Source organism: Flammeovirga sp. OC4, from assembly GCF_000812565.1.
Classification (GTDB): domain Bacteria; phylum Bacteroidota; class Bacteroidia; order Cytophagales; family Flammeovirgaceae; genus Flammeovirga.
Genome location: NZ_JTAM01000030.1, coordinates 19,540 through 42,135, shown reverse-complemented (window position 1 = coordinate 42,135; position 22,596 = coordinate 19,540). Strand labels below are relative to the sequence as shown.

The 22,596-nt window shown below is 35.9% G+C and carries 6 protein-coding genes; 5 read left to right on the top strand and 1 reads right to left on the bottom strand.

The window, feature by feature from the left end; all coding sequences use genetic code 11:
* Positions 1-99 precede the first annotated feature (99 nt).
* The gene (locus PL77_RS17060; RefSeq protein WP_044207904.1) at positions 100-3,105 is read right to left on the bottom strand and encodes a T9SS type A sorting domain-containing protein; all 3,006 of its coding nucleotides are present in this window, start codon (positions 3,103-3,105) and stop codon (positions 100-102) included.
* Between the two features lie 1,062 nt (positions 3,106-4,167).
* On the opposite strand from PL77_RS17060, the gene PL77_RS17050 reads away from it, so the two are divergent.
* The 5 genes from PL77_RS17050 (at position 4,168) to PL77_RS17030 (ending at position 22,566) form a co-directional block, all read left to right on the top strand.
* Positions 4,168-5,178, top strand: a complete 1,011-nt coding sequence (locus PL77_RS17050) for an IS110 family transposase (RefSeq protein WP_044207899.1) — start codon at positions 4,168-4,170, stop codon at positions 5,176-5,178.
* Between the two features lie 342 nt (positions 5,179-5,520).
* Positions 5,521-11,148, top strand: a complete 5,628-nt coding sequence (locus tag PL77_RS17045) for a LamG-like jellyroll fold domain-containing protein (protein WP_044207896.1) — start codon at positions 5,521-5,523, stop codon at positions 11,146-11,148.
* Between the two features lie 1,267 nt (positions 11,149-12,415).
* On the top strand, positions 12,416-16,459 hold the full coding sequence (locus PL77_RS17040; protein WP_044207893.1) for a hybrid sensor histidine kinase/response regulator transcription factor: 4,044 nt from the start codon (positions 12,416-12,418) through the stop codon (positions 16,457-16,459).
* A gap of 837 nt (positions 16,460-17,296) precedes the next feature.
* Positions 17,297-19,246, top strand: a complete 1,950-nt coding sequence (locus tag PL77_RS17035; protein WP_156152405.1) for a DUF4958 domain-containing protein — start codon at positions 17,297-17,299, stop codon at positions 19,244-19,246.
* 173 nt (positions 19,247-19,419) lie between these two features.
* Positions 19,420-22,566: a TonB-dependent receptor gene (locus PL77_RS17030; protein WP_044207888.1), complete on the top strand. Its 3,147-nt coding sequence runs from the start codon at positions 19,420-19,422 to the stop codon at positions 22,564-22,566.
* Positions 22,567-22,596: the final 30 nt, after the last annotated feature.

The following is a 22,596-nucleotide window of genomic DNA, read 5'->3' as shown; positions in this document are numbered from 1 at the left end:
CATCAGAAATCTCTTGATTTCTCGAGTAATCTTTTATCAAAAAAAAGCAAACCACCTAAAAGGCGATTTGCTTGTAGAAATGAATGTAGTAAAGAAATTCTATTTTTTGATTAATTTTTGATGTTGACCATTCTCAAACTGAAGAAGGTAAACACCGTGAATTAGATGTTGCAAGTTTATTTGCCCATTGGTGAGGACGCCATCTTGTACTAGGCGTCCTCTCAAATCCAATAGTCTATAAGTAGTCCCACTTTTTACTCCATAAACCTGAATGTTAGTTGTTGCCGGGTTAGGGCAAGTAGTCACATTGTTAGTCGGGTTTCCGATCGCATTTATAATTCTTCCTGAGGAATCTAGAATAAATTGATGTGTAGCCGTTGCTTTGTTTGTAGACCAGTTGCCACCTACCTCACGTAGTGCTGCAAAAAATCTGTAATTATCTCCATCAACTAAAGAGCTGGGAGCGGTAAGGCTAATCACTTCTATTCCAGAACCTGCTTCCACCAACACCTTCTCTGACGATATAAAATCACCGTCAGTACTCTGAAGGATAAGGTGAAGATCTCTTTTCTGATGGGCTAGATAAGTAATTTTGACTGACATTGATGTCTTATATTCTGATAAGGGATCAATAAAACCAACACTTTCTGGTTGCTCCCTTACATTGAAGTTTTGTGTTATAGTCGTGATATTTTCAGTCCAGTTGGCATTGACCGGTCTTAATGCCACCGTAATCGAATAGTTATCACCAATTGCTAAGGCCTCATCTACTTCTATCACATCCGCTAACGTTCCATTGCCTTTTTCAACAGTGACCGTTTTAGAATCGATAAAGGTGCCTTCAGCATCTTTGAGGATGATGACAATATCTCTTTGCTCAAGTGTAGTATAATAAACCTCTATTGGAAAAGACTGAGCAGGTGAATAAAATTCAGTGGCGAACTCCACAATCCCTATGTTTTCTTGTGAACTATGATTATTCACTTCTAATCGTTGTGGTAATGTAATATCAGCGCCAGCTTGCATTACTCTTGTACTTCCTTCTAAAGCACCACAATCTGGAGTAGCAGAACTTGTAATTCCACTTAAAGCAACACCAGCGTTTTTAGCTTGTGAGTTGCTGAGTAAGCTGAAGTTGCCATTTTCAGCGTTAGTAAAATTATTTTTACCCTCAGAGAAGCCAAAGTGAACATTATTTTGAGGATTGAAATTATAATCATATTGAGCAACATGTGCTGTATATTCATCAAAATCCTCCGTTTCCATACTTGGGCTGTTGTCCAAGCCTACCCAACCTAAATTTCCGCCTGTGGCACTTAGCTTTTGCCTTACATAACTCAGCTTATAGCCTGTACCGGTCATGAAAATATTATTTGCAAAATGGCCATCCTTCATATAACCGGTAGTATGATTGATGCCTAATGCCTCCCAGTTATCAATTTCAATATTCCAGATACTGATACCAAAATCTACATTCCAAACCGTGTTATTATAGTAGTTGACCGGTTTGTCCATGGGGTTGTACCTTGGTCCTAAGTACAAAAACTCTCCATGTTTAGTAATCGAATGCGGACCTGTATAATTATCGGCTTTTATGTTATAAATCAAATTATGATGAGCCGTATAATTTTCAGTATCTTCCATATAAAAAGCTGTTACTTTCTGCTTGTTGTAACCACCATCTGAAACAGGTAATCCATGCACATCATGAATTTTATTGTAAGCAATTTCACTCCCTTTCATATTTAAAGCATATAGAGTACCTGTACTTGTTGCTTCAATAGGTCCTGCATCTTCTCCCATTCGCATGGCTCCAAAAAAATCAGAATCAAGGATATCAAATTTCAGATTTTTTCTGATTCGAATATGAAAACGGGCTGCATCACCAAACGTACAATGTTGTACTCTAATGTTATCTCCCGTGGCATAGATCCCTGATGTAAAGATCCCCAACCATCCAAAATCTTCTATCAAGCAATGCTCAAATTGGTTATTATTACCGCCTTTGATTGCAATTGCATTTCCCCAAGTGTGTGCGACTTGGGTATACCTGAAGCTGTTGTCAGAACTGTTAGAAAGATAGATTCCTGTTTTTTCAGTATTATTATCTCCATATCCTTTTGATTTCCAGAAAGGATGTAGGTATCTAAAACTACAGTTTTCAATACTCGCTTGTTGGGTATTGACCATCTCTACATTACCTGCTGTAAAGTGGAGACCATCAATTGAAGTACCCGAAGTATTGTTAAGTACCAATACTTTTTCACGTACTTGTACCTCAATTCTTGATTGATAAATTTCCTGGTCATCTTTTGGGAAATAGTAAAGTTGATTTCCCTCTTTAAACCATTCGCCAGGTATATCGATCAAGTTTTTATGCATCACAAAACCCCAACTGAATTTATGATGCGTATTTTTGATGGCAGAACTTTCTTTCCATACGCCATTATTATAAGCTTTAAAAGTGACGGAGTTTCCAGCATTACTCAAAATATCTCCAATCACATAATTCCTCATTTTACCTGTCAAACCTCTAAAAATACCACCTGATAAATCTACATCAGGAATTGTAGTTCCTTCTAATGTAGCATAGCCGTTGGCATTTTCACCCTCATCTTTTTTTACGTCACTTAATAATGCGTATCCGCTATTTTCACCCATTGGATCCATCATTTCTCCACTGGTATTGTTAGGGTGTCGAGCCATCATTTGTTCAACACCATTGGCAAAAAGTTGTGTAAAATCCGTTTCAAAATTGAAGGAATTGACACTGGCTTCATAGACACCTTCTGCCATGTTTGCCGCTTTTTTCCAACCGTTTACCACTTCAGCACCAGTCACCAATACATAATCGTTTTGGTAATTCTTGATGGTCAAGTTGTTTTTATTAATTACTATTTTCTCTCTAAAAATCCCCTCATGTACCTCTATTATATCTCCTCCTTTAGCTTTTGAAATAGCTTCATTAATACTGTATATCTTTCCTTGTTCTTGCGAATTATTCGTCGATTCCCAAGGAATTTCTGTTGAATAAACATGGTAAGTAGTTTGTCCCTTTGCATATATAAAACAAAGAAGCAGTGTAATCGTAGTAATTAATTTCATTTCATAGAATTTCAAAAGTGTTCTTTATGTTGGTTACTATTACTGTCGTCGCGATCTGTTGTAATAAATTTGTAACTCAAATATGGAAGTTGCACCAGCAGAAAACTTTCGAATACAACAGAATAATTTCGATTTTGAAAAGTGACTATTTTATGAAAAAGCAAGAGTGGGGTGTTTGGCTTAGTATAAGGGGTAGTAAAATTGAAAAGGGGGAATAACTATGGGGGTATTTTAAAAAGAATAGATTGATTTTACTCAATGGATCATTTTTTAATTTTGGACTATCAGGAACTGAATTGAAACACATCATGACATTTTATTTTCATCAAAGGAGTTTTTTTAAGGTGAAATGGAAAAGATGAACATTAATAAAACGTTAATTCAGTCACATTTTGGATTGTTTCATTCACTGTAAAAAAGCAATTATTAGAATATTAATCTCAAATTAATGTTCCAAGCTACCTTTAAGTGTTGATAATACGAATAACTATAATTCCATTGTATACTAAATTTTATATAATTTCTTTTATGAAGGATAAAGGGTAGTGTATTGTGGTTCGCGAGGACGTTGCAATGCAACGTCCCTACAGAACTGCATTTTAGAAGGTAATGATAAAACACTCGTCTTTTGACTTGTAATTAGACAATCATTTAGTAGTATCTCCCTTGGCCTTGAAGGGAAAAGCGTTAAGAATTTCATGGAATGAGCCGTTAAAAATGATTTTCTTGTTTGAGCTTTAGCGAGTTTAAAATCATTTAGGCGAGAGGAATGAAATTTAGCTTTTGCGTTCAAAGCCTTGACTTTTTTGCTTCGTTTTTGTGTTAAGACAAAACCTTAGATTTATAGTGTTGTATTTATCTAAGAAGGTAAATTGCTTTTTTAAAACTAGGGTAAAAGAAATAAGTAAACCATAAGACAAAATAATTTTAAAAATTACTTCATTTCTTGGACTTATTTCTTTTAACAGAGTAGAGCCTAAATAAGAGATTGTTTCAACCCCGCTAAGGTTGGTAGGAGTGCTCTGAATTACCCTAATTCATAACCTAAACGAAGTTACAAAAATGATTTACAAGTTTATAATTGGAGTCGATATTAGTAAATTGAAATTAGACATTGCTCTACGTTTGGATTCAACGAATTTTGTAATGAGAGAATGCCTGAATGAGGAGAAACAGATCTCTAAAAATTTTAAAACTCTTCTTAAGGAACATCGCTTGAAGAAAGAGGATGTGTTGATTGTCGCTGAAAATACGGGTAATTATACTAACCCGATGACTTGGGCTTTGGTAGAAGAGGGGTATAATTTATGGATTGCATGCCCCAATCAAGCACACTATAGCCTTGGTTTAATCAGAGGCAAGAATGATAAACTTGATGCCAAAAGATTAGCTGATTATGGTTTTAGAAATGATGACAAAGCAAAGCTATGTGAACTGGCTTCTGAGAGCCTAGTAAGTCTGAAGTATTTGAATTCTGAAAAAGAACTTATCACCAAACAAAAGAGCATGCTTAAAGGTCAACTTACTGACCATAAACAATATGTAGATACTTTAGATTATAAAGATCGTTCAAAAAGGCATAATAAGACACTTAAGGTGCTTGAGGTCAACCTGAAGGCGATAGATAAGCGTATCTCTGAAATCATCAAAAATGATCCTCAGTTAAAACACCAAATGAAATTATTAAATTCTATCGTTGGTGTAGGCCCCAAAATAGCACTAGAAGTACTTATCGCTACTTTAGGATTTAGAAAGTTCCCTTCGGCAAGAGAGTTTTCATCCCATGTAGGAGTCGCCCCTTTTGAATATCAATCAGGCAGTAGTATTCGTTCAAAGGGAAAAACTTCAAAGAGGTCGAACCGGCGAATCAAAAGGTATCTGCATATGGGAGTCTGCAGTGCAGTACACCATGGAAAAGGGGAGTTTACAAAATATTATGAGAGAAAAATCAAAGAAGGGAAAGAAAAGATGTTAGTGCTTAATAATTTACGGTCTAAGCTGATCCATATTATGTTTGCTGTAATAAGAAACAACACAGCCTATCAGAGGGATTATAAAGCCCTTTGGACATGATTTTTTTCGAGAGAAATAACTTGAATTGTCAGCAAAACAATGTATGAATTTCTATGTCAAGGGCGACTGAAGCATGAAGGCGTTTATATACCCTTGACATAGAAATTCAAAATTACCTTCGCTGTAAATATTGAATTATCTCTTTTGAAAGAAATTGTACAAAATAAATACAATTTCCCTTGTTTTAATCATAAGAGAAATGAAGAAGAAGAAAGTTTGAAAGTAGATCCTATAATTGTTTATAAAAAGATCCATTAAAAGTTGACGATAATTTAGTTTACAATGTGATAAGTTTTGCTTTGGTTATTCTACCAGCTACTATTAATGTTATAAATAATTGAAATGAAGCACATTTATTACTTTACGACTACAACTCTTGCTTTGTGGTTTTACTTTCTATTGATAGATGCACAAGCACAAACACCATTACAGTATTTAAGTACTTCCGATACGGAAAGTATCACGGTAAATTCTGATGGAACAGTGACAAATTGGATTGATCTTTCTGGCAATGAAAATCATGCACAATCCAAGCATGGTACAGTCTATTACCCTGCTCAAAATACTTCCTTTTCGGGGAGATCAGCACTTGATTTTGGAAATGAAAGAAACAGCCTGACTTTATTATCACAAGAAGATGCAGGTTCACTTCTTGATTTTACTGGTGCAGCCAGCACACACACTGGCTTTAGTGTTCTACTTTCTTTTCAAGTTCATGAAATGCATGACAATTGGAGCGATTTGATTGGCAATCATTCCAATACAGACAATGGTGGTTTCGGTATTCGATATGCTGATGACGGTGAGTACCAAGTCTATTTGGGTACTTTGAATGCAAAAATTCCAGGAGCGAAGGCAAGGGGTGGTCAGTCTATTGTAGTGGCCGTTAATTATAATGCAACTAAAGGAGAACTTTCTTTTTGGGATTCGCAAAACAAGCTGAAGCATAATTATGACGTAGCACCTGCTAATTTTAATATAGCAGATCTCACATTGGGTTCTAACTCTAACGGTAATCGCTATTTTAAAGGTATTATCGGTGATGTAAAAATTTATAGTGAAGCACTTTCTAATGCCAAATTCAAAGCGGAATATGCAGCAATGCATGATTTGTGGCAGGGATTTACTTTACCAGTGGAAGTATTGGGGGCAGAAGGAGTGGTGGAGACCAGAACTTTTATTTTAGGAGACACAAAAGCCTCTAATACAAAAAAGGTATGGTTTCAGATCAATAATTTAAGTTATGAAAATAAGGTTTCCATCAAAATCAATAATGGAAGCTGGAAAGATATTAATCATGGATCAGTAGAAATGCAAGAACAAGAAAAGGCGAGGGGAGGTATGCAACATGGAGGATACAATACCATTCGTTTTTCCTATCCAACCTCAGACATTCAGTCAGGTACAAATACCATCTCATTTCGTTTTAATCACTCAGATGCCATTTCCAATGGTTATAGAGTCGTTCGTTTTAACCTCTTAAATGAGAATGATGAACCTCTTTTGCCTGACAATTATTTTTATAATGATGATCCAAACTTGTGGGTTTCTCCTTATACTGACAATGCATCAATCGCTGAAGGAGAGGACTTGTGGAGAAATGCAAAGCTATGGTCTAATTATTTAGAAGAAGGAACAGAAGGTTTTTGGTACGGTTATAAATTGAAAGCACATATTCCAATGAACGCCACTTGTGCCGATTGTCACGCACAAGACGGTAGGGATTTAGAACTGTTTTCGTATTCTAATAAGTCCATTATTGAAAGATCAAAGTTCCATGATTTGAATGATGAACAAGCACGTAAAATTGCAAGTTACATACGTTCGTTATCAGGAAAACACGAGAATATAAATCGTCATGGTAGACCTTGGAACCCACCTTATCAACCGGGGCCTGAATTAAAAGGGAAATCGATTGACTACTGGGCGGCAGGTGCAGGTTTAGATGCTGTTTTGGAAAAGGATGAAGATATGTTGCCGCATATGTTCCCTAATGGTGTGAATGCCGAAACGGTAAAAGATTATTTTGATCAGGATAAAGGAGAGGATCGCACCACTTTACCCTTGGCCATTCAATTTCCTGACTGGAAACATTGGCTCCCAATGATTCACCCCAAAGATGCGTTTACAAAAGGGACTTTATATGAAGATACTTACAACGACAGAACGCCTTATAAAAATGGACAAGAGAGTTTACTGAACCCAGAAAAGGGAATCGAAATCATCAGAGATAAAATTAATGAATTACCTAAAAAAGCAGATGGTATTACAATTGATATGAGTGCAATTACTGAAGAGCAGTTAGCTGATTTGAGGTACGCTCATGAAGTTTTTCGCTATAATTTCCGTTTTTTCCAATCACAAGGTGGTGGACAGACAAAGCATTGGCGATCAACCCAAGGTAATGGCTTAGATGCATTGGATGATGATGTACCGCAGGAGTTTGCGGCAACAAGTTTAGCAAGGTTGATGGCGGTAAAAAACTTTGAAATTATGCAGGAATTTAATCTTCAAGATCAAGCTCCGGACTATATCAACAATGCAGATTTACCGTCGGGTAGACAATGGTTTCATGGTTTATCAAAGCACGTATTCGAAGTTCCCGCACACATTACTGGGTGTCTCGATGGAGATTGTCAGACGTTTGACGGCCAACCAAAATCTACTGGTCAATATGAGTCTTCGGTTTGGTATCACCTTCAAGGTATCCTAGCAGGTGGTGAAGGTTATCAGTGGTGGAACGGCCCAGTAGATTATAATTATCACCCTCAGTTTATTTTAGCAAGTTCTTATTCATCCAACATCACACATCCACTTCGCTATTATCATGGAATCGGTACGATGTATAAAACGAAAACGTGGTCTGGAGATTTGAACCCCAACGATGGCATGGGCTTTAGAATAAGAGTACAAGGACCGTGGTATTTCTTTGGAAAAGAAGGAGATGGCGGATCCAATAATTTCCATGGTTTTGCACCTGGTGAATGGCCTAAACTATTAGATGAAATTGAGCCAGGCATGACAAAATGGGTATTGGATGCATTGATGGAAGAGTTCCTAAAGGCCGTGAGAAAGCATAGTATTTCAGAGTGGACGCGTTGGGAAGAGGGAATGAATGGCTCCAATGAGTTAGATCCTATCGAGAAATCTACAGTCGTAGATGTGACCTTGTCTAATGATGAAATTTTTGCTTCAAGTTCAGATGATGTTGATGCACTTGAAGAACCACTTTGGGCCGATCATATGTACTGGGTCATTCAAGAGTCTATAAAATTTGGGGTGAAATGTGAAATCATTGAAGAATTGATTGCTTGGAGTAGTGAGGCTTGGCCTAACATTAATTGGGATTTTGATATTTCTCCATCTGTGCAATTGAGTTTAAGCCCTAATGCACAATTGTATAGTAATATTGAATATATTCACGCAACACCTGCAAGTGGTGGTGATGCTCCGGTGTACACTTGGAAAGTGAACGGGGAAGTGGTGAACAACAACTCAGATAAATTATATACTTCTGATTTTGAAGCTGGCGATATTGTAGAAGTGACCATGATTAGTAATTCGACTTGTACAGACTCAGATGAAGCTTCGGCAACGATTGCCGTTCCGGGAGATATTCTCATTCTATCACAACTCAATGGCGAAGAATGGGAGCAACGTACCACTTTGGATGGATGCGTAGGGGATGAAGTTAGTTTTAAATTGCAGTTAGCCATTGACCCGATTTTATGGTTAGACGCTACAAAAATCACGAATAAAACAGAGGGTGAAAAAGTATTGGAATGGGAAGATTTGAGTAACCAAAGCGGAGCGGCAACAATAGATAATGAAACACTTGCCCCTTTGTATGTATCCAATGGATTAAATGATTTACCTGCTTTGGAATTCGGAAAAGAATCCGGCTCCTTATTAAAGCTACTGGACGCCAACGAAACAGCTTTTTTAGATGAAGATTGGACTATTTTTATGGTGCATCAGTTATCTCCGATTGACGTATGGAGTAATACACTAGGAAATAAAAATGCAACCACCGGAGATGGAATGTTTTTTAGAGTATCTGACACTGGAAAAATGGCTATTGCCGCTGGAGAATCAACCATCTCTGGAGCCGCAAATGCATTACCAATAAGTTGTATCAGTACCATTCAAAAGTCTGAAGGACAGATGGATTTATTCTTAAATGGAATATCTGAAACTACATTACCGCTCAATGCAACAGATAAATTATACAATGGAGAAGACTTATTATTGGGGCAAATCAGTTATAATACCAATCAAACAAGGTATCATAAAGGTATGATCGCCGAAGTGATCATTTTGGATCGTAAGCTTAATGAAAATGAAAAGGCTTTAGTAGAAGGATATTTGGCCCATAAATGGGGATTGGAAAAAGCACTTTCTAACCAAAATAAATTCAGAGATCACTCTCCTTTTGAGATGTTGGTAGAGGCTCCAAATTCAGAGTATGTTCAATGGTATAACCCTTCGAATACGCTAAACTATTCGATCAATAATGAGAGTGATTTTGGTAATTTTATATTCAGACCTACTTATTCTGATGAACAAAGTAGTCAAGTCGAATTAAGCTCTATTGATGCGTCGTATGCTGCAATTACAACAGTGAACTACAGAGTGAACCAGGGAGTTGTTCAAAATGGGAATCAAATCTTTTTACATGAAGGTGACGAAATTGAATTGTTGCCCAATGATATCATCTCTTCCAATTATCAATGGATTTCACCAAATGGAGAAGAATTGGATCAAAATGTAAATCCATCTTGGTGGGCATTACTTGATGACGATTACAATGGCGACTGGAAATTGAAAATTGTGGAAGACGATTGTGTACAATCAAGAGAAATCACGGTTTCAGTTACGGTACTATCCACGCCAACGAATGCTCCTCAATTTGGAGAGGTAGAAATTACTCAATTGTCAGCGTCTGATTGGACCACAGTTACTTTTGATGTGCCTTTTTCAGCAGCACCAATTGTAGTGGCAGGACCTTTAAGTGCCAATGGATCGGCACCTTCAATTCCAAGAATTAGGAATGTAAGTAAATATGGTTTTGAAATACAAGTAGACGAATGGGATTATCTGGACGGCGTTCATACGAAACCTGAAGTGGTGTATTACCTAGCCTTAGAAGAAGGAACGCACGATTTTGGTGGGGTGATTGCAGAAGCAGGAAGCTTAACAGGAAAGATGACTTGGGTGAAAAAGACCATGGAAAGTACATACTCTGATACGCCTATTGTGCTTGCCGTTCAGGTAACAGACAATGAAGCCAACGCAACGACGCTCCAAATCAAAGATGTAAACACAACCGATTTTAATATTAGAATGCGAGAAGAGGAAGCTGCAGATCAAGTACATGCTGTAGAAGTATTGCATTATGTGGTCCTTTCAAAAGGAATGGGCACCCTCAACAGTCAAACGTTGCATGTGGGAAGTACGAGTACAGTGGTTGATGAAGTTTGGTATCAACAAAACTTCGCCTCAAGCTATACAAACACTGGTCTATTAGCCAATATGCAAACACGCAATGGTTCAAATACCTCAGGGTTACGTTTCCGAAATCTATCGGACAACAGCGTTGAATTTATGGTAGAGGAAGAACAGTCAAAAGATGAGGAAATCGATCACCCTTTTGAAGAGGTGGGATGGATAAGAATTGAAAATATCAATGGTACTTCAAGTAACAGTAGAGTATTGAATACTGTAACCTCAACGGAGGAAGTGGATGTTCGATTATATCCTAACCCTGCTTCATGTCATCTATACATTGAAGCACCAAAACGAATTCAGAAATTGGAATTGTATGATAATTTGGGACGTAAGCTTATTCAAAAAGAAAGTACTCACTTTACTGAAAAAATCTGTATGACACCTCTTTCAATAGATATTTATACATTAAAAATCTTCCTAGAAGGAGGACGAGTGATCAATAAGAAAGTATTGAAACGATAAAAATATAAACCCTATGCATTATTTAAAGTCTCCTGATTTTTCGTGAAATTAGGAGACTTTTTTATTTCGGTCATTTTATTTTTCCTTTCAAGTCCGGACAAAACCAAATTGATAGTTATTCCACTGGTGCAGATGTTAAGTGCTATCGTCATTTGTACCAAAAAAGTCACGTGAAATCTCCCGATTTCTAACAGCTTAAATATTAAAAAAACAAAGTTTATAATGTGTTTGATATTACAAATTCCTACTATGTTTCAAGTGTTAAGCGCTAGCGTCACTTGGAACTGATTTTTGGCGAAGTCTCCTGACTTCGAATATAAATACCACATCTTCATTCATCTCGAAGTCAGGAGACTTCGCCAATATGTAATCACAAGTGGCGCCTATCGGCTTAACACTTGCGATATAAAAATATCTTGTGGTTCTCTCAATTTGGCTTGTCCTAAAAAAAATACCCCACTCAAAAATCGAGTAGGGTATACTTAAAATTACTTTTTAATGATATGAAGTTACTGTTTTCTGAAATTGTCTTTTGATCATCGATTAGAAAACGAAGTAGAAACTACTCCGTCAGAATAACTAAAAATAAGATTAAAGCCCTGATTTTATTTGATACAACAAACCTATAGCAAAAGGAAGAATGGTGATGATATAATTTTATTTTAAACTAACATGATAAGATGTATGTAACTAAAGTGTCAATTTGAATGTGTGGTAAAATGTGCCTTTTTTAAATACTATTTTATTTCACTCCTTTTTAGAGTAAATGAATGAAATGTTGTTAAGTTTCAGTAAATCATTGTTTTGTATTTTTTTTAGTGTGATAAAAATTAGCACATAACAGTAAAAAAATGACACAAATTAGTAGTGTTAAAAATGATTAGTAATAGAGATTTACATGATCATTGTTTTTAAAGGAGTGTATTAACTTGTGTTTAGATATTAGATTTTACTGAAATGAAATGGATAGTATTCAATTCTTTTACTCTTGAGAGGAGATTACTTTAAAAGAGTATTTTAGGTAAAGAAGCACTTTAAGGATATTAGGTTGAGTCTGAAAGTTTACTATTATTTTAATAACCTGATCAAGACAGGGAATTAAATTATGAATAATTTTAATTTGCAAGCTTATAACATTGTGAATATTAGTATACAATTCTAACTTTAGGTGTTTTAAATACTATTTTGATATTTTTTAATCTGACTTCTAATAAATCGCTACACTTTTTTGTAAGGCACACTTTTTTCACATTCAAATGAACTAAGTATGATGAAAAACTTTATCCTCTTTTTACTCCTAATCCTTCCGTTAAGTATAAATGCACGTCAAAGACATTTGGAGTTTTCTCATGTTTCCCTTCCAAATTATATCACTTCAAAAGCCATTAATACTTTTGCAGAAGATGAAAAGGGATTTCTTTGGTTTGGTACTAAGAAAGGACTATTCCGCTTTGATGGTTATAACTTCGAGCAAGTAAATCATAGCAACGTTTATGACCTTGTTTATGATGGAAAAGGAAACCTATGGATTGCCACTTTTAGCAAAGGGCTATTCAAATACAATATTCATACGGAAGAACAAAAACAAGTAACACTCCCTTTTGAAAAATTTGTAAGCTACTGTTTACGTATTTCTTCTAATAATGAGGTACTTTTGGGCACAAGCAAGGGCTTTTGTATTATTGATATAGACACTGAAAAAGCACAACATTTTCAAAAAATAGAAGGTCTTGAAAAAGGGTTGAGTAGCAATGTGGTAAGGACTATTTATGAAGATAGCCAACAGAATATTTGGTTAGGTACACAGGATAAGCTGAATCTTTTTGACCGAAAAAAGGAAAAGTTTACGAACTACAGAATACAGGATCAAAATGAAGTTTATAAAAAAAATAACTTGATTCTAGCGATCATCCCCTTTGAAAATGAAAAGGAAGATCAACAACTGTTAGTGGGTACAGAAACTGGGTTGGCACTTTTTGATCGAGTAAAAGGAACATTCAAGAAATTTCATCATTCAAAAGATTCCAATTCTTTAAGTAATGACGTCATCAAATCATTGTGCAAAGTCAATGAGCATCAAGTTTGGGTGGGTACCGGAAATGGACTCAATATTTTTGATATTGAAAGTCAACAATTCGAAAGGTTTTTTGCAAATTATGTCAACCACTATTCTATTTCAGACGACATTGTACATCAAGTTTTTAAAGATAAGAACAATACGATCTGGCTAGGTACACAAAACGGTATCGATAAAATATCAATGGGTGACGATGCATTTTTGATCAACGCTTTACCATTTTCTGAAACGCTATTAGAGATGGGAACTACCATTAATAAGTTTACAGAGGATCAAGAAGGAAATATTTGGTTTGCAACCTCTAAAAGTGGATTGATTAAATATGACAAAAAATCAGATCGCTATGTACATTTTACAGTACCCCAAATTTTACATAGTGATGTAAAGGACGTATTGGTTGATCACAAGAATAATGTATGGATTGTCACGTTGGGGGGGTTGAATGTTTTGGAACATAAAACCAATAAAATCTACTCTTATATTGCTGATAAGGGGAATGATAAAGCATTTAGCACCAATTACTTATTGAAGTTAACACAAAATGCCGATGGTGATATCTGGATAGCATCCATGAAAGGATTGTACAAGGTCATAAATGCAGGTAATCATCAATTGACATTTAAGAATTTCAAGCATAATGAAGAGAACAAGAATTCTATTTCTGGAAATTTTGTGTCTGATTTTGAGTTTGATCAAAAAGGAAACTTGTGGGTAAAAACAGGAAATGGATTGGATTATTTTAATTTAGCCACGGGTTCAATTTCACATATTGAAAAACCCCAAGGGATAAAATCCAATTATATTAATCACTTCACTTTATCTGGTGACAAAAGCTTATGGATTGCTTACGGCAAAAAAATCTTTAAGTATGATTTACAAAACAAAAGTTATGAATTAGTAGTTACAGAGAAGTCTCAGATTAAAAATTTCTTGATTGTTGATCATCAAATTTGGTATACAACAGCGACTCGTTTATTTCAATTTGATCTAGCTTCTAAAACCAAAAAAATATTTTCATCTCAACTGACAGGCATTAAATCATATACCAAAACAAGTATGTATTTGATGGGAGAACGAATACTGTTGGGTGGTGAAAATGGTTACTTAACCTTTGATCCTAAAGAGGTGAAATTAGAGCCGATCTCTTCATCTATTACGTTGACTTCTTTGGCAATTCTGAATAAAAAGGTCAAGCAAAATAAAGAAATCAATGGAAGAATTTTATTAGACAAACCATTAGATGAAATGGAGTCGGTGACACTTTCTCATGAAGAGAATAGTTTCACGATCAGTTTTTCGTCATTAGATTTTAGAGAAGACAATGCACTTCAATACAAAGTGATTCTTGAAGGTTTGGAAGATGACTGGCAGGTGTTGGATGGTGATAGAAATTCGGTTTCTTATATCAAAGTCAAGCCCGGTACATATGTTTTCAAGGCCATAGTCTCAGATACTTTTGGAAAGTTTCATGATGATTTCACACAATTGGAAATTGTCATTGATCCGCCACTATGGGCCACTTGGTGGGCTAAAATAGGTTACTTTATACTGTTCTGTATTCTTTTTTATGTAGCACATAGAGTGACAGTTTCTAATATTCACTTCCAAAACCAATTTGAGTTAGAGAAAATCAAAAGGGCACAAGATGATGAAGTACATCAGATGAAACTAAAGTTTTTCACTAATGTATCTCATGAGTTAAGAACACCTCTGACCTTGATCACAAGTCCATTGGAAGAATTGCAAGCTATTGAAGATGATAGACAAAAGCAAAAACTACTGAATATCATTAATAGGAATACGAAACGTCTTTCTCGATTAGTAAATCAGGTGCTTGATTTAAGGAAAATAGATCAAGGTGGTGAAAAATTAGCATTGAGTAATAATGATATGGTCAAACTCGCTAGAAATATTGTACACGATTTTATGGATGCCACTTTACAGCGTAGTATCAACCTCAATTTTTATACTAGTGAGAAGGAATCCAACTTCATGTTTGACTTTGAGAAGATCGAAAAAGTGATCAATAATTTACTCACAAATGCATTGAAGTATACGCCTGATAATGGTGAGATCAAAGTGAAAATAGATCATGTGAATGCCAAGCATCCTGAAAACTTGGTATCTACCCAACTTTGTCAGAGAATCACAATTTCAGATTCAGGTATCGGAATACCCAAAGAGGTACAAGATCAAATTTTTGAGCGTTTTGTCAATATAAAGATGGAAAACTTCATTGGCCAGCCAGGTACAGGAATCGGTCTTTCATTGGTCAACGATTATGTGAAAATGCATCATGGATGGATTGACATGAGTAGTGAGGAAGGGAAAGGAACCGAGTTTGTGGTGTATTTACCAATGGAAGCTGTACAGGTAGAAGAGGAAACAAAGTTGGAAGTAGCAGAAGAGGAATTAGTGTCTGAAGAAGTGGAAACAAAAGAAGAGAAGTCAGAAGGAGAAACGTTATCAAAACTTTTGATTATTGATGATGATGCCGATATGCTTAGCTTCTTAGAACATTGTTTTGCATCAGATTATCAGGTGATCACTGCTGTCAACGGTAAAGAAGGATGGGATAAGGCCAAAAAACAGATGCCGGACCTTATTATTTCTGATTGGATGATGCCTGAAATGAATGGAATTGATCTTTGTAATAAGTTAAAAGGAAATATTCTGACCAACCATATTCCGGTGATCATTCTGACGGCAAAAGGAGGTATGGAAAATAAGATGGAAGGAATAGAAAAAGGAGCGGATGATTATATCTCTAAGCCATTTAATGTAGAATACCTAAGAGTAAGGGTACAAAATATTATTCAGCAAAGGGTAAAACTTTTTGATAAAATAAAAAGAGAGTTTGGCTCAAAAGAGGAGGAAGACAAAATGCCTACTTTCGAACAAAAATTCTTAAATGAAATCATCGCTGAGATTGAGAAAAACATTGACAACTCAGAGTTCAATGTTAAGGCTTTAGGAGAATGTATTGGTATGGGACAAACCAACTTGTACAGAAAAGTTAAAGCAATGACAGGAATGACAGTCAATGAGTTGATAAGAACGGTGAGATTGAAAAAAGCCGAACAGCTTCTTAAACAAGGAGAATACAATGTCACCGATGTGATGTACATGGTAGGCTTTACCCATCGATCTTATTTCTCTAGAAGCTTCAAAGATATGTTTGGTATTTCACCAAAGCAGTTTACGAAGCACAATACCACAGAAGCCAGTTTGTGATCTGTAGTTGTGAAGAGTAAATAGTAAAGATTTGTCACACATTCATACCAAAAAAATAGTACAAAATTGATTAAAAGTATCTCATTTAAGTGTTCATATTGAATGTTACTTTTTCGAAATATATGACAAGTAGATTTTTTTTAATGAAGGTACTTTAGTGTTAAGAAATAAGTTTTGGAACTATAGCAACAGCAGGGTAAATGGAGTATGAAGTACAATGAAGATATATAATAAAGTTTACACCAAATCATTACACTTCTTCACTACTTATTTGACTTACATTTATTCTGTTGCTGATGTATAAAACGATTACTTCTTATTTAACTAAAGCGTATGAAAGAAACACTTCGTAAGAACAACCTGAAAGAAAAGGCATTATGGTCCTTATTGGTAGTAACAGTCTTTTCATTCTTTATTTTTTGGATTGAATGGATTCAATAAGCTGAAGAGAACAAATTTTTTAATGACACTATTCTTTTAAAAAGTGTAGTATTTTGAGCATAAAACTGACGAATTGTTGTCAAAATAAAGCAAATCAAAAAAATGCACCTTTTAAAAGTATTAGTGATTCAAAGCTATTCATCACTGACTTAATATTGTAATGTAATTCAAGAGTATAGGGCGCCACATAACCGAATTGAAAAAATCTTGCATTATACCAAAATCAAAAGCAGGTGACATAGAATACTACCTCTTCATAGTAGACAAATGCACATGGAGTTAAGTTTTGAAATTAAAGCATTTTGAACAAGCTCTAAAAGTGAACTGAAATTAAAAATGTGACATTGGATCAATCCTTTTCACTGTTGAATGAAATAATGAATTATTAAATAGATAATGGATAAACTAAAAAATACCTACTGGAAAATACTCCTGATGTCTTTTATCCTACTCACCGGATGCGAAAGAACATCGTTTATGGAAAGCTCTGGCCTACCACAAAATATTACGGTAAGAAACCTAAGCTATCCAAGTATTATTAACGCAAGGGCATATAGCAAAATCACAACTGCAATCCCTACTATGGATTCAGATGGCGTTCCTTGTGCCTTCTCTATTGTTAGTGTAAGAAGTGAAGCAGACGGACTTCTTTCTGAAGATTACCTTGAGAAAGTATCGATTGCAAGTGCTTACATGGATTCCATCAAAGTGATCTTGGATATCAAAGAGCTAGGCGAAGAGCAAAAAACAGATGCTGATGGAAACTTGGTCTTTGATGGTGATGGTGCACCAGTAATGGAGATGCAATATGATACAACATTTCATTATACTCCATTAATGAACCCTAACCAAGCAGGCCAAATCAGAATTGAAGATGGAAACATGTTTGGTGAAGGAGATTATTACTTCACACTCGCCTTAACCCCCATTACAGATACGGAAGACAATACACAAATCTTTGAAGATGCATTTCATTTAAATGTTATGCCGTTATTGCCAATTGCAATAACTTATGAACCATTGCAACAAAATCTTATTATCGGAGATGACTTGAAAACAGAAGTACCTACTTTAAAATTTGCCAAAGAGGTATCAAGTTATGATTTAAGATACGAACTTTTGAGTGATACAGAAAAGCTTCAAATCAATACTGAAACAGGTGAAATCTCATTGAACCCTTCTTATACCATCACTAAAAATGAAGCAGTTACTCCTTCTGTTAAAGTGATCAGCAATATCACAAATGAGGAAGTTCAATTTGAAGGAAATGAAGAAGTCTTACAAATTGTCATCTCAGATGAGCCATTAATTTTAAACGCAGGACCACTTTTACCTCCAGCAATGATTTATATACCATATGCTCAAAACTTAGTGGTTGGAGCAGGTACAATGACTACGGCTCCAGATGTTTCATCAGGTAATCCAAGTTTGACTTTTGCTTTGGAAACAGAAACGGACAAATTGGTCATCGATGAAAGAACAGGTCAAATTGCATTAAATCCTTCTTATGTTCTTACAGGAGAGAAGGTAGAGGTGACACCTACCGTAAAAGTAACAAGTTTAATCAGTTACGGGGAAAAGACATTTGAAACAAAAATTAAAGTTGTGATTTCGAACTCTGAAATATTGCTACCGAAATCAACGTTTAACTTCTTCTATCCCTCTTTAATTTCAATGGACGGTTTCAAAGTTCAAGCCGTGAACCGTGGTGGTGTAGGTGATGCTTTATATTGGAAAAATAACCAATGGCAAGTTCCAGCCCAAGCGGACGCCGAGCGACCTTCAGATGTTACAAAGCCACACGGTATTATCATGCATAACTTATTGTATGAGCCAACTCGAAGCCCAGTACATGACTCATGGATGGTGATGGATGAGCAAAACTTGACACAATACAATGCTTCAGGTTATGATGTGAAAGCAGTGTATTGGATGAAAAACGATCTTGTACTGTACTTACCAGACGGCAGTGCACCAGCAGACTTGGAGGTTTATATTACAGACAATTATACAGGTGATGTGTCTACAACGAACTGGACACAAGTCAATGATAATTTATCATACCAGATTGAAGGAGCAGGAGTAACGTATAATGGCACTCCTTATCCAGGTGATAATTTAGGAGATAATCCTGATGGTGGTAAAAACGATGACAGTGCATTAGCCTATACAAAATGGCTAAGATTTGAGCTGGATTTAGCAGAATATAAATCGTACACCAAATTCACACTTGCATTTAGATATAAAACCAACTACTCAGAAACATTTACAGAAAATGTAAAATGGGGAGCTTGTAGTGGTAGGTTCGTCATCTCTAATGTGAACTATAGAGCAGACGAAATCTAAAAGAGCATTGTAGCTCAAAAGCAAAAACTTATTTAGTGACTAGGTTATGAATAGAGTAAAGTAATTATACAATTTGTGTTGTGACTACCAATTGAGATAGGGGCGAGTACAACCTACTCGCCTACTCTCAAGACTCTACTAGTTACTCTTTATCACCGAAAAATAAAGAAGAAATGAAAAATTATATATTCAGTCTGTTACTCTTTATGCTGCTCCCTTATGTAGGTAATGCACAAGTGACGCTAAAGGGATCAGTAATTGAAAATTATGGAGAGTCTCTTCCTGGGGTAAATATTAGAATCCAAGGAACGAACAGTGGAACAATTACCGATATGGATGGTAAATATTCACTCATGAATGTCGTAAAAGAAGACGTATTGGAGTTCTCTTTTATTGGCTATGAGACACAAATTATACCGGTAGGAGGCAAAAGCGAAATCAATGTTATTTTAAAACAAGAACTGAATCAGCTAGATGAAGTGATGGTCATTGGTTATGGTACTACCAAAAAGAAAGACCTTACAGGGTCTGTAGGAGCTGTAGATGCCGAAGATTTAGCCAATGTAGCTACTGCTAACTATGATGAAGCATTAATGGGTAGAGTAGCAGGTGTAATGGTATCTGCTGCTGAAGGTACTCCGGGTGCTCCAATGAACATCACAATTCGAGGTGGTAATTCTATCACTGGGAGTAATCAACCACTTTACGTTGTAGATGGAATTCCATTGACGGACTTTGATCCTGCAACATTGAATACCAATGATATTAAGGAATTCAATATTTTGAAAGATGCTTCTGCTACTGCAATTTATGGATCAAGAGGTGCAAATGGTGTTATTGTCATTACAACCAAAAATGGAAATAACAAAGGGACTACTAAAGTGACATTAGATGCTTCTTATGGTGTTCAAGAGCCACTGGGTTATATGACGGTATTGAATCCACAAGAGTATGTGAGATACAGAGAGAAGCAATTATGGTCATTGCAAGGATGGAATAAAACGCCTCAAAATGTTGAGCAGTTTAAGAATTTCTATAAATCATGGGCAGATCCTGCATTGTACAGCAATGATATCGGACATGATTGGCAAGACTCGATTTACAGGCAAGCACCTATCCAACGATACAATTTATCCGTAAGTGGAGGTAATGATAAAACAAATGTCTACTATTCAGGTAATTATACAGATCAACAAGGTACGCTGATCACAACGGGTTTTAGAAAGATCAACAACAATTTGAGAGTAGAGCATAAGGCTTCTAACAAAGCGAAGTTTATTATCGGTTTACTTCATTCTTATAACGAACGTTTAGGACCTACACTAAGAGAAAATCAATGGTCAAGTATTGTGAGAGATGCGGTTCGCTTCAGTCCTGCTGACCCAATGTTGGATGAAAATGCAGTTCCTGGTGGTTATGATCCAATGGATGAAAACCAACAGTCAATGTATCCTCCTAAACCTAATTTGGAGAATACAGATGTAAGAAATATTCAAAATGTTTTCAGAGGAAATGCTGCATTTATTTATGAGTTCAATGATAAGTTAAAATTGAGATTAAGTGCCAATTACCAAGGAAACTTACAAAAAGAATCTTTCTTCTATGGAGAGGAAACAAGAGCAGGACAAAATTCAGCAATGGGTATTCAAGGTAAAATCAATAACAACGCCTCAAATAATATTGCCTCTTCTAACACATTGACATATAAGAACAACTTCGGTTTGCACAATGTATCAGTGATGGGAGGTATTGAAGGTTCTTATTATGACAGAACCATGACTTCATTTGCCAATGGCGGTTACCCTGTTGATGATTTTGGTAATAATAACATGGGTATTGGTACAATTGCAACGATAGCAACATCAGATTGGACAGCCAATACATTATTATCGTATTTTGGTAGAGCAACATATTCTTATAATGACAAATACTTATTAACAGCCAACTTCCGTGCTGATGGTTCCTCTAAATTTAGAGGAGGTAACCAATGGGGCTTCTTTCCTTCATTAGCAGCGGCTTGGAGATTGAGTGATGAGGATTTCGTTAAAGACCTTAACCTCTTTTCTAATTTGAAATTAAGAGGTGGATGGGGTGTAACTGGTAACAATAGAATTGGTGACTTTGCAGCCTTCAATACTATTGCTATTCAGAAATGGACGGGTTATAACTGGGGGAGTAACATCAGTTATGTACCAGGTGCAGTACAAAATAATATGGCAGTACCTGACTTAAGATGGGAGACCACACACCAAACCAACTTCGGTTTAGATATGGGATTCTATGACAATAGAATTGAGGTAACTGCTGATGTATATCAAAAAAATACAACCGACCTACTTTTGAATGCGTCAATGGCAACAAGTACGGGTTTCATGAGAGTGACTCAAAATGTGGGCGAGGTACAGAACAGAGGTTTAGAACTTTCATTAAGCACGGTCAATGTTCATAAAGGTTCTTTCAAATGGTCTTCTAACTTCAACATTTCATTTAATGAAAATAAGGTGATTCAATTGAATCAAGGTGAAAATGAATTGTATTCAAGAGTAGCAATGGGTAGCGTTGAAGAAGACAATTACATTACAAGAGTCGGAGAGTCGGTAGGTATGATGTACGGCTTGCAATTTGATGGTTTATACCAACACGATGATTTCAACTGGGACAATGCAACTCAATCTTATGTATTGAAGGATGGAGTAGCAAGTAATGGTAACGCCGAAATTGCCCCTGGTGGAGTTAAGTTTGTAGACCAAAATGGAGACGGTGTAATCAATGAAAAAGACCGTGTGATTATCGGTAATCCAATTCCGAAACACTTTGGTGGTTTGACGAACAACTTCTATTATAAAGGATTTAACTTGAATGTTTTATTCCAATGGTCAGTTGGTTTTGATGTCATGAACGGTAATGCTGCAGAAATGAATCAGGCAATGACGCAGCAAGCTTACAATAAATTCCCAGGAGTGGCAGATATGTGGACACCTTTCAATACAAATACTGATTACCATACCACCACCTATGCGGGGGTGACAGGTGCTCCAAGAAAAGGAAATCAGATTCATAGCCAATTGATCGAAGACGGTTCTTACTTGAGGTTAAAAACGGTAACATTAAGTTACACATTGCCAAAAGCTTTTGTGGAAAGAATGAAGATCAAAGGAATGAGATTGTCTGTTTCTGGTCAAAACTTATACACATGGACCAACTATTCAGGTGTTGATCCAGAAGTGGGTGTGGCAGGAAACGGTCTGACACCAAACTTGGATTACTCGGCTTACCCTCCATCAAGAACTTATATGGGTAGTATCAATCTTACATTCTAGTAAGAAAAGTATAAGATCTAACTTTAAATG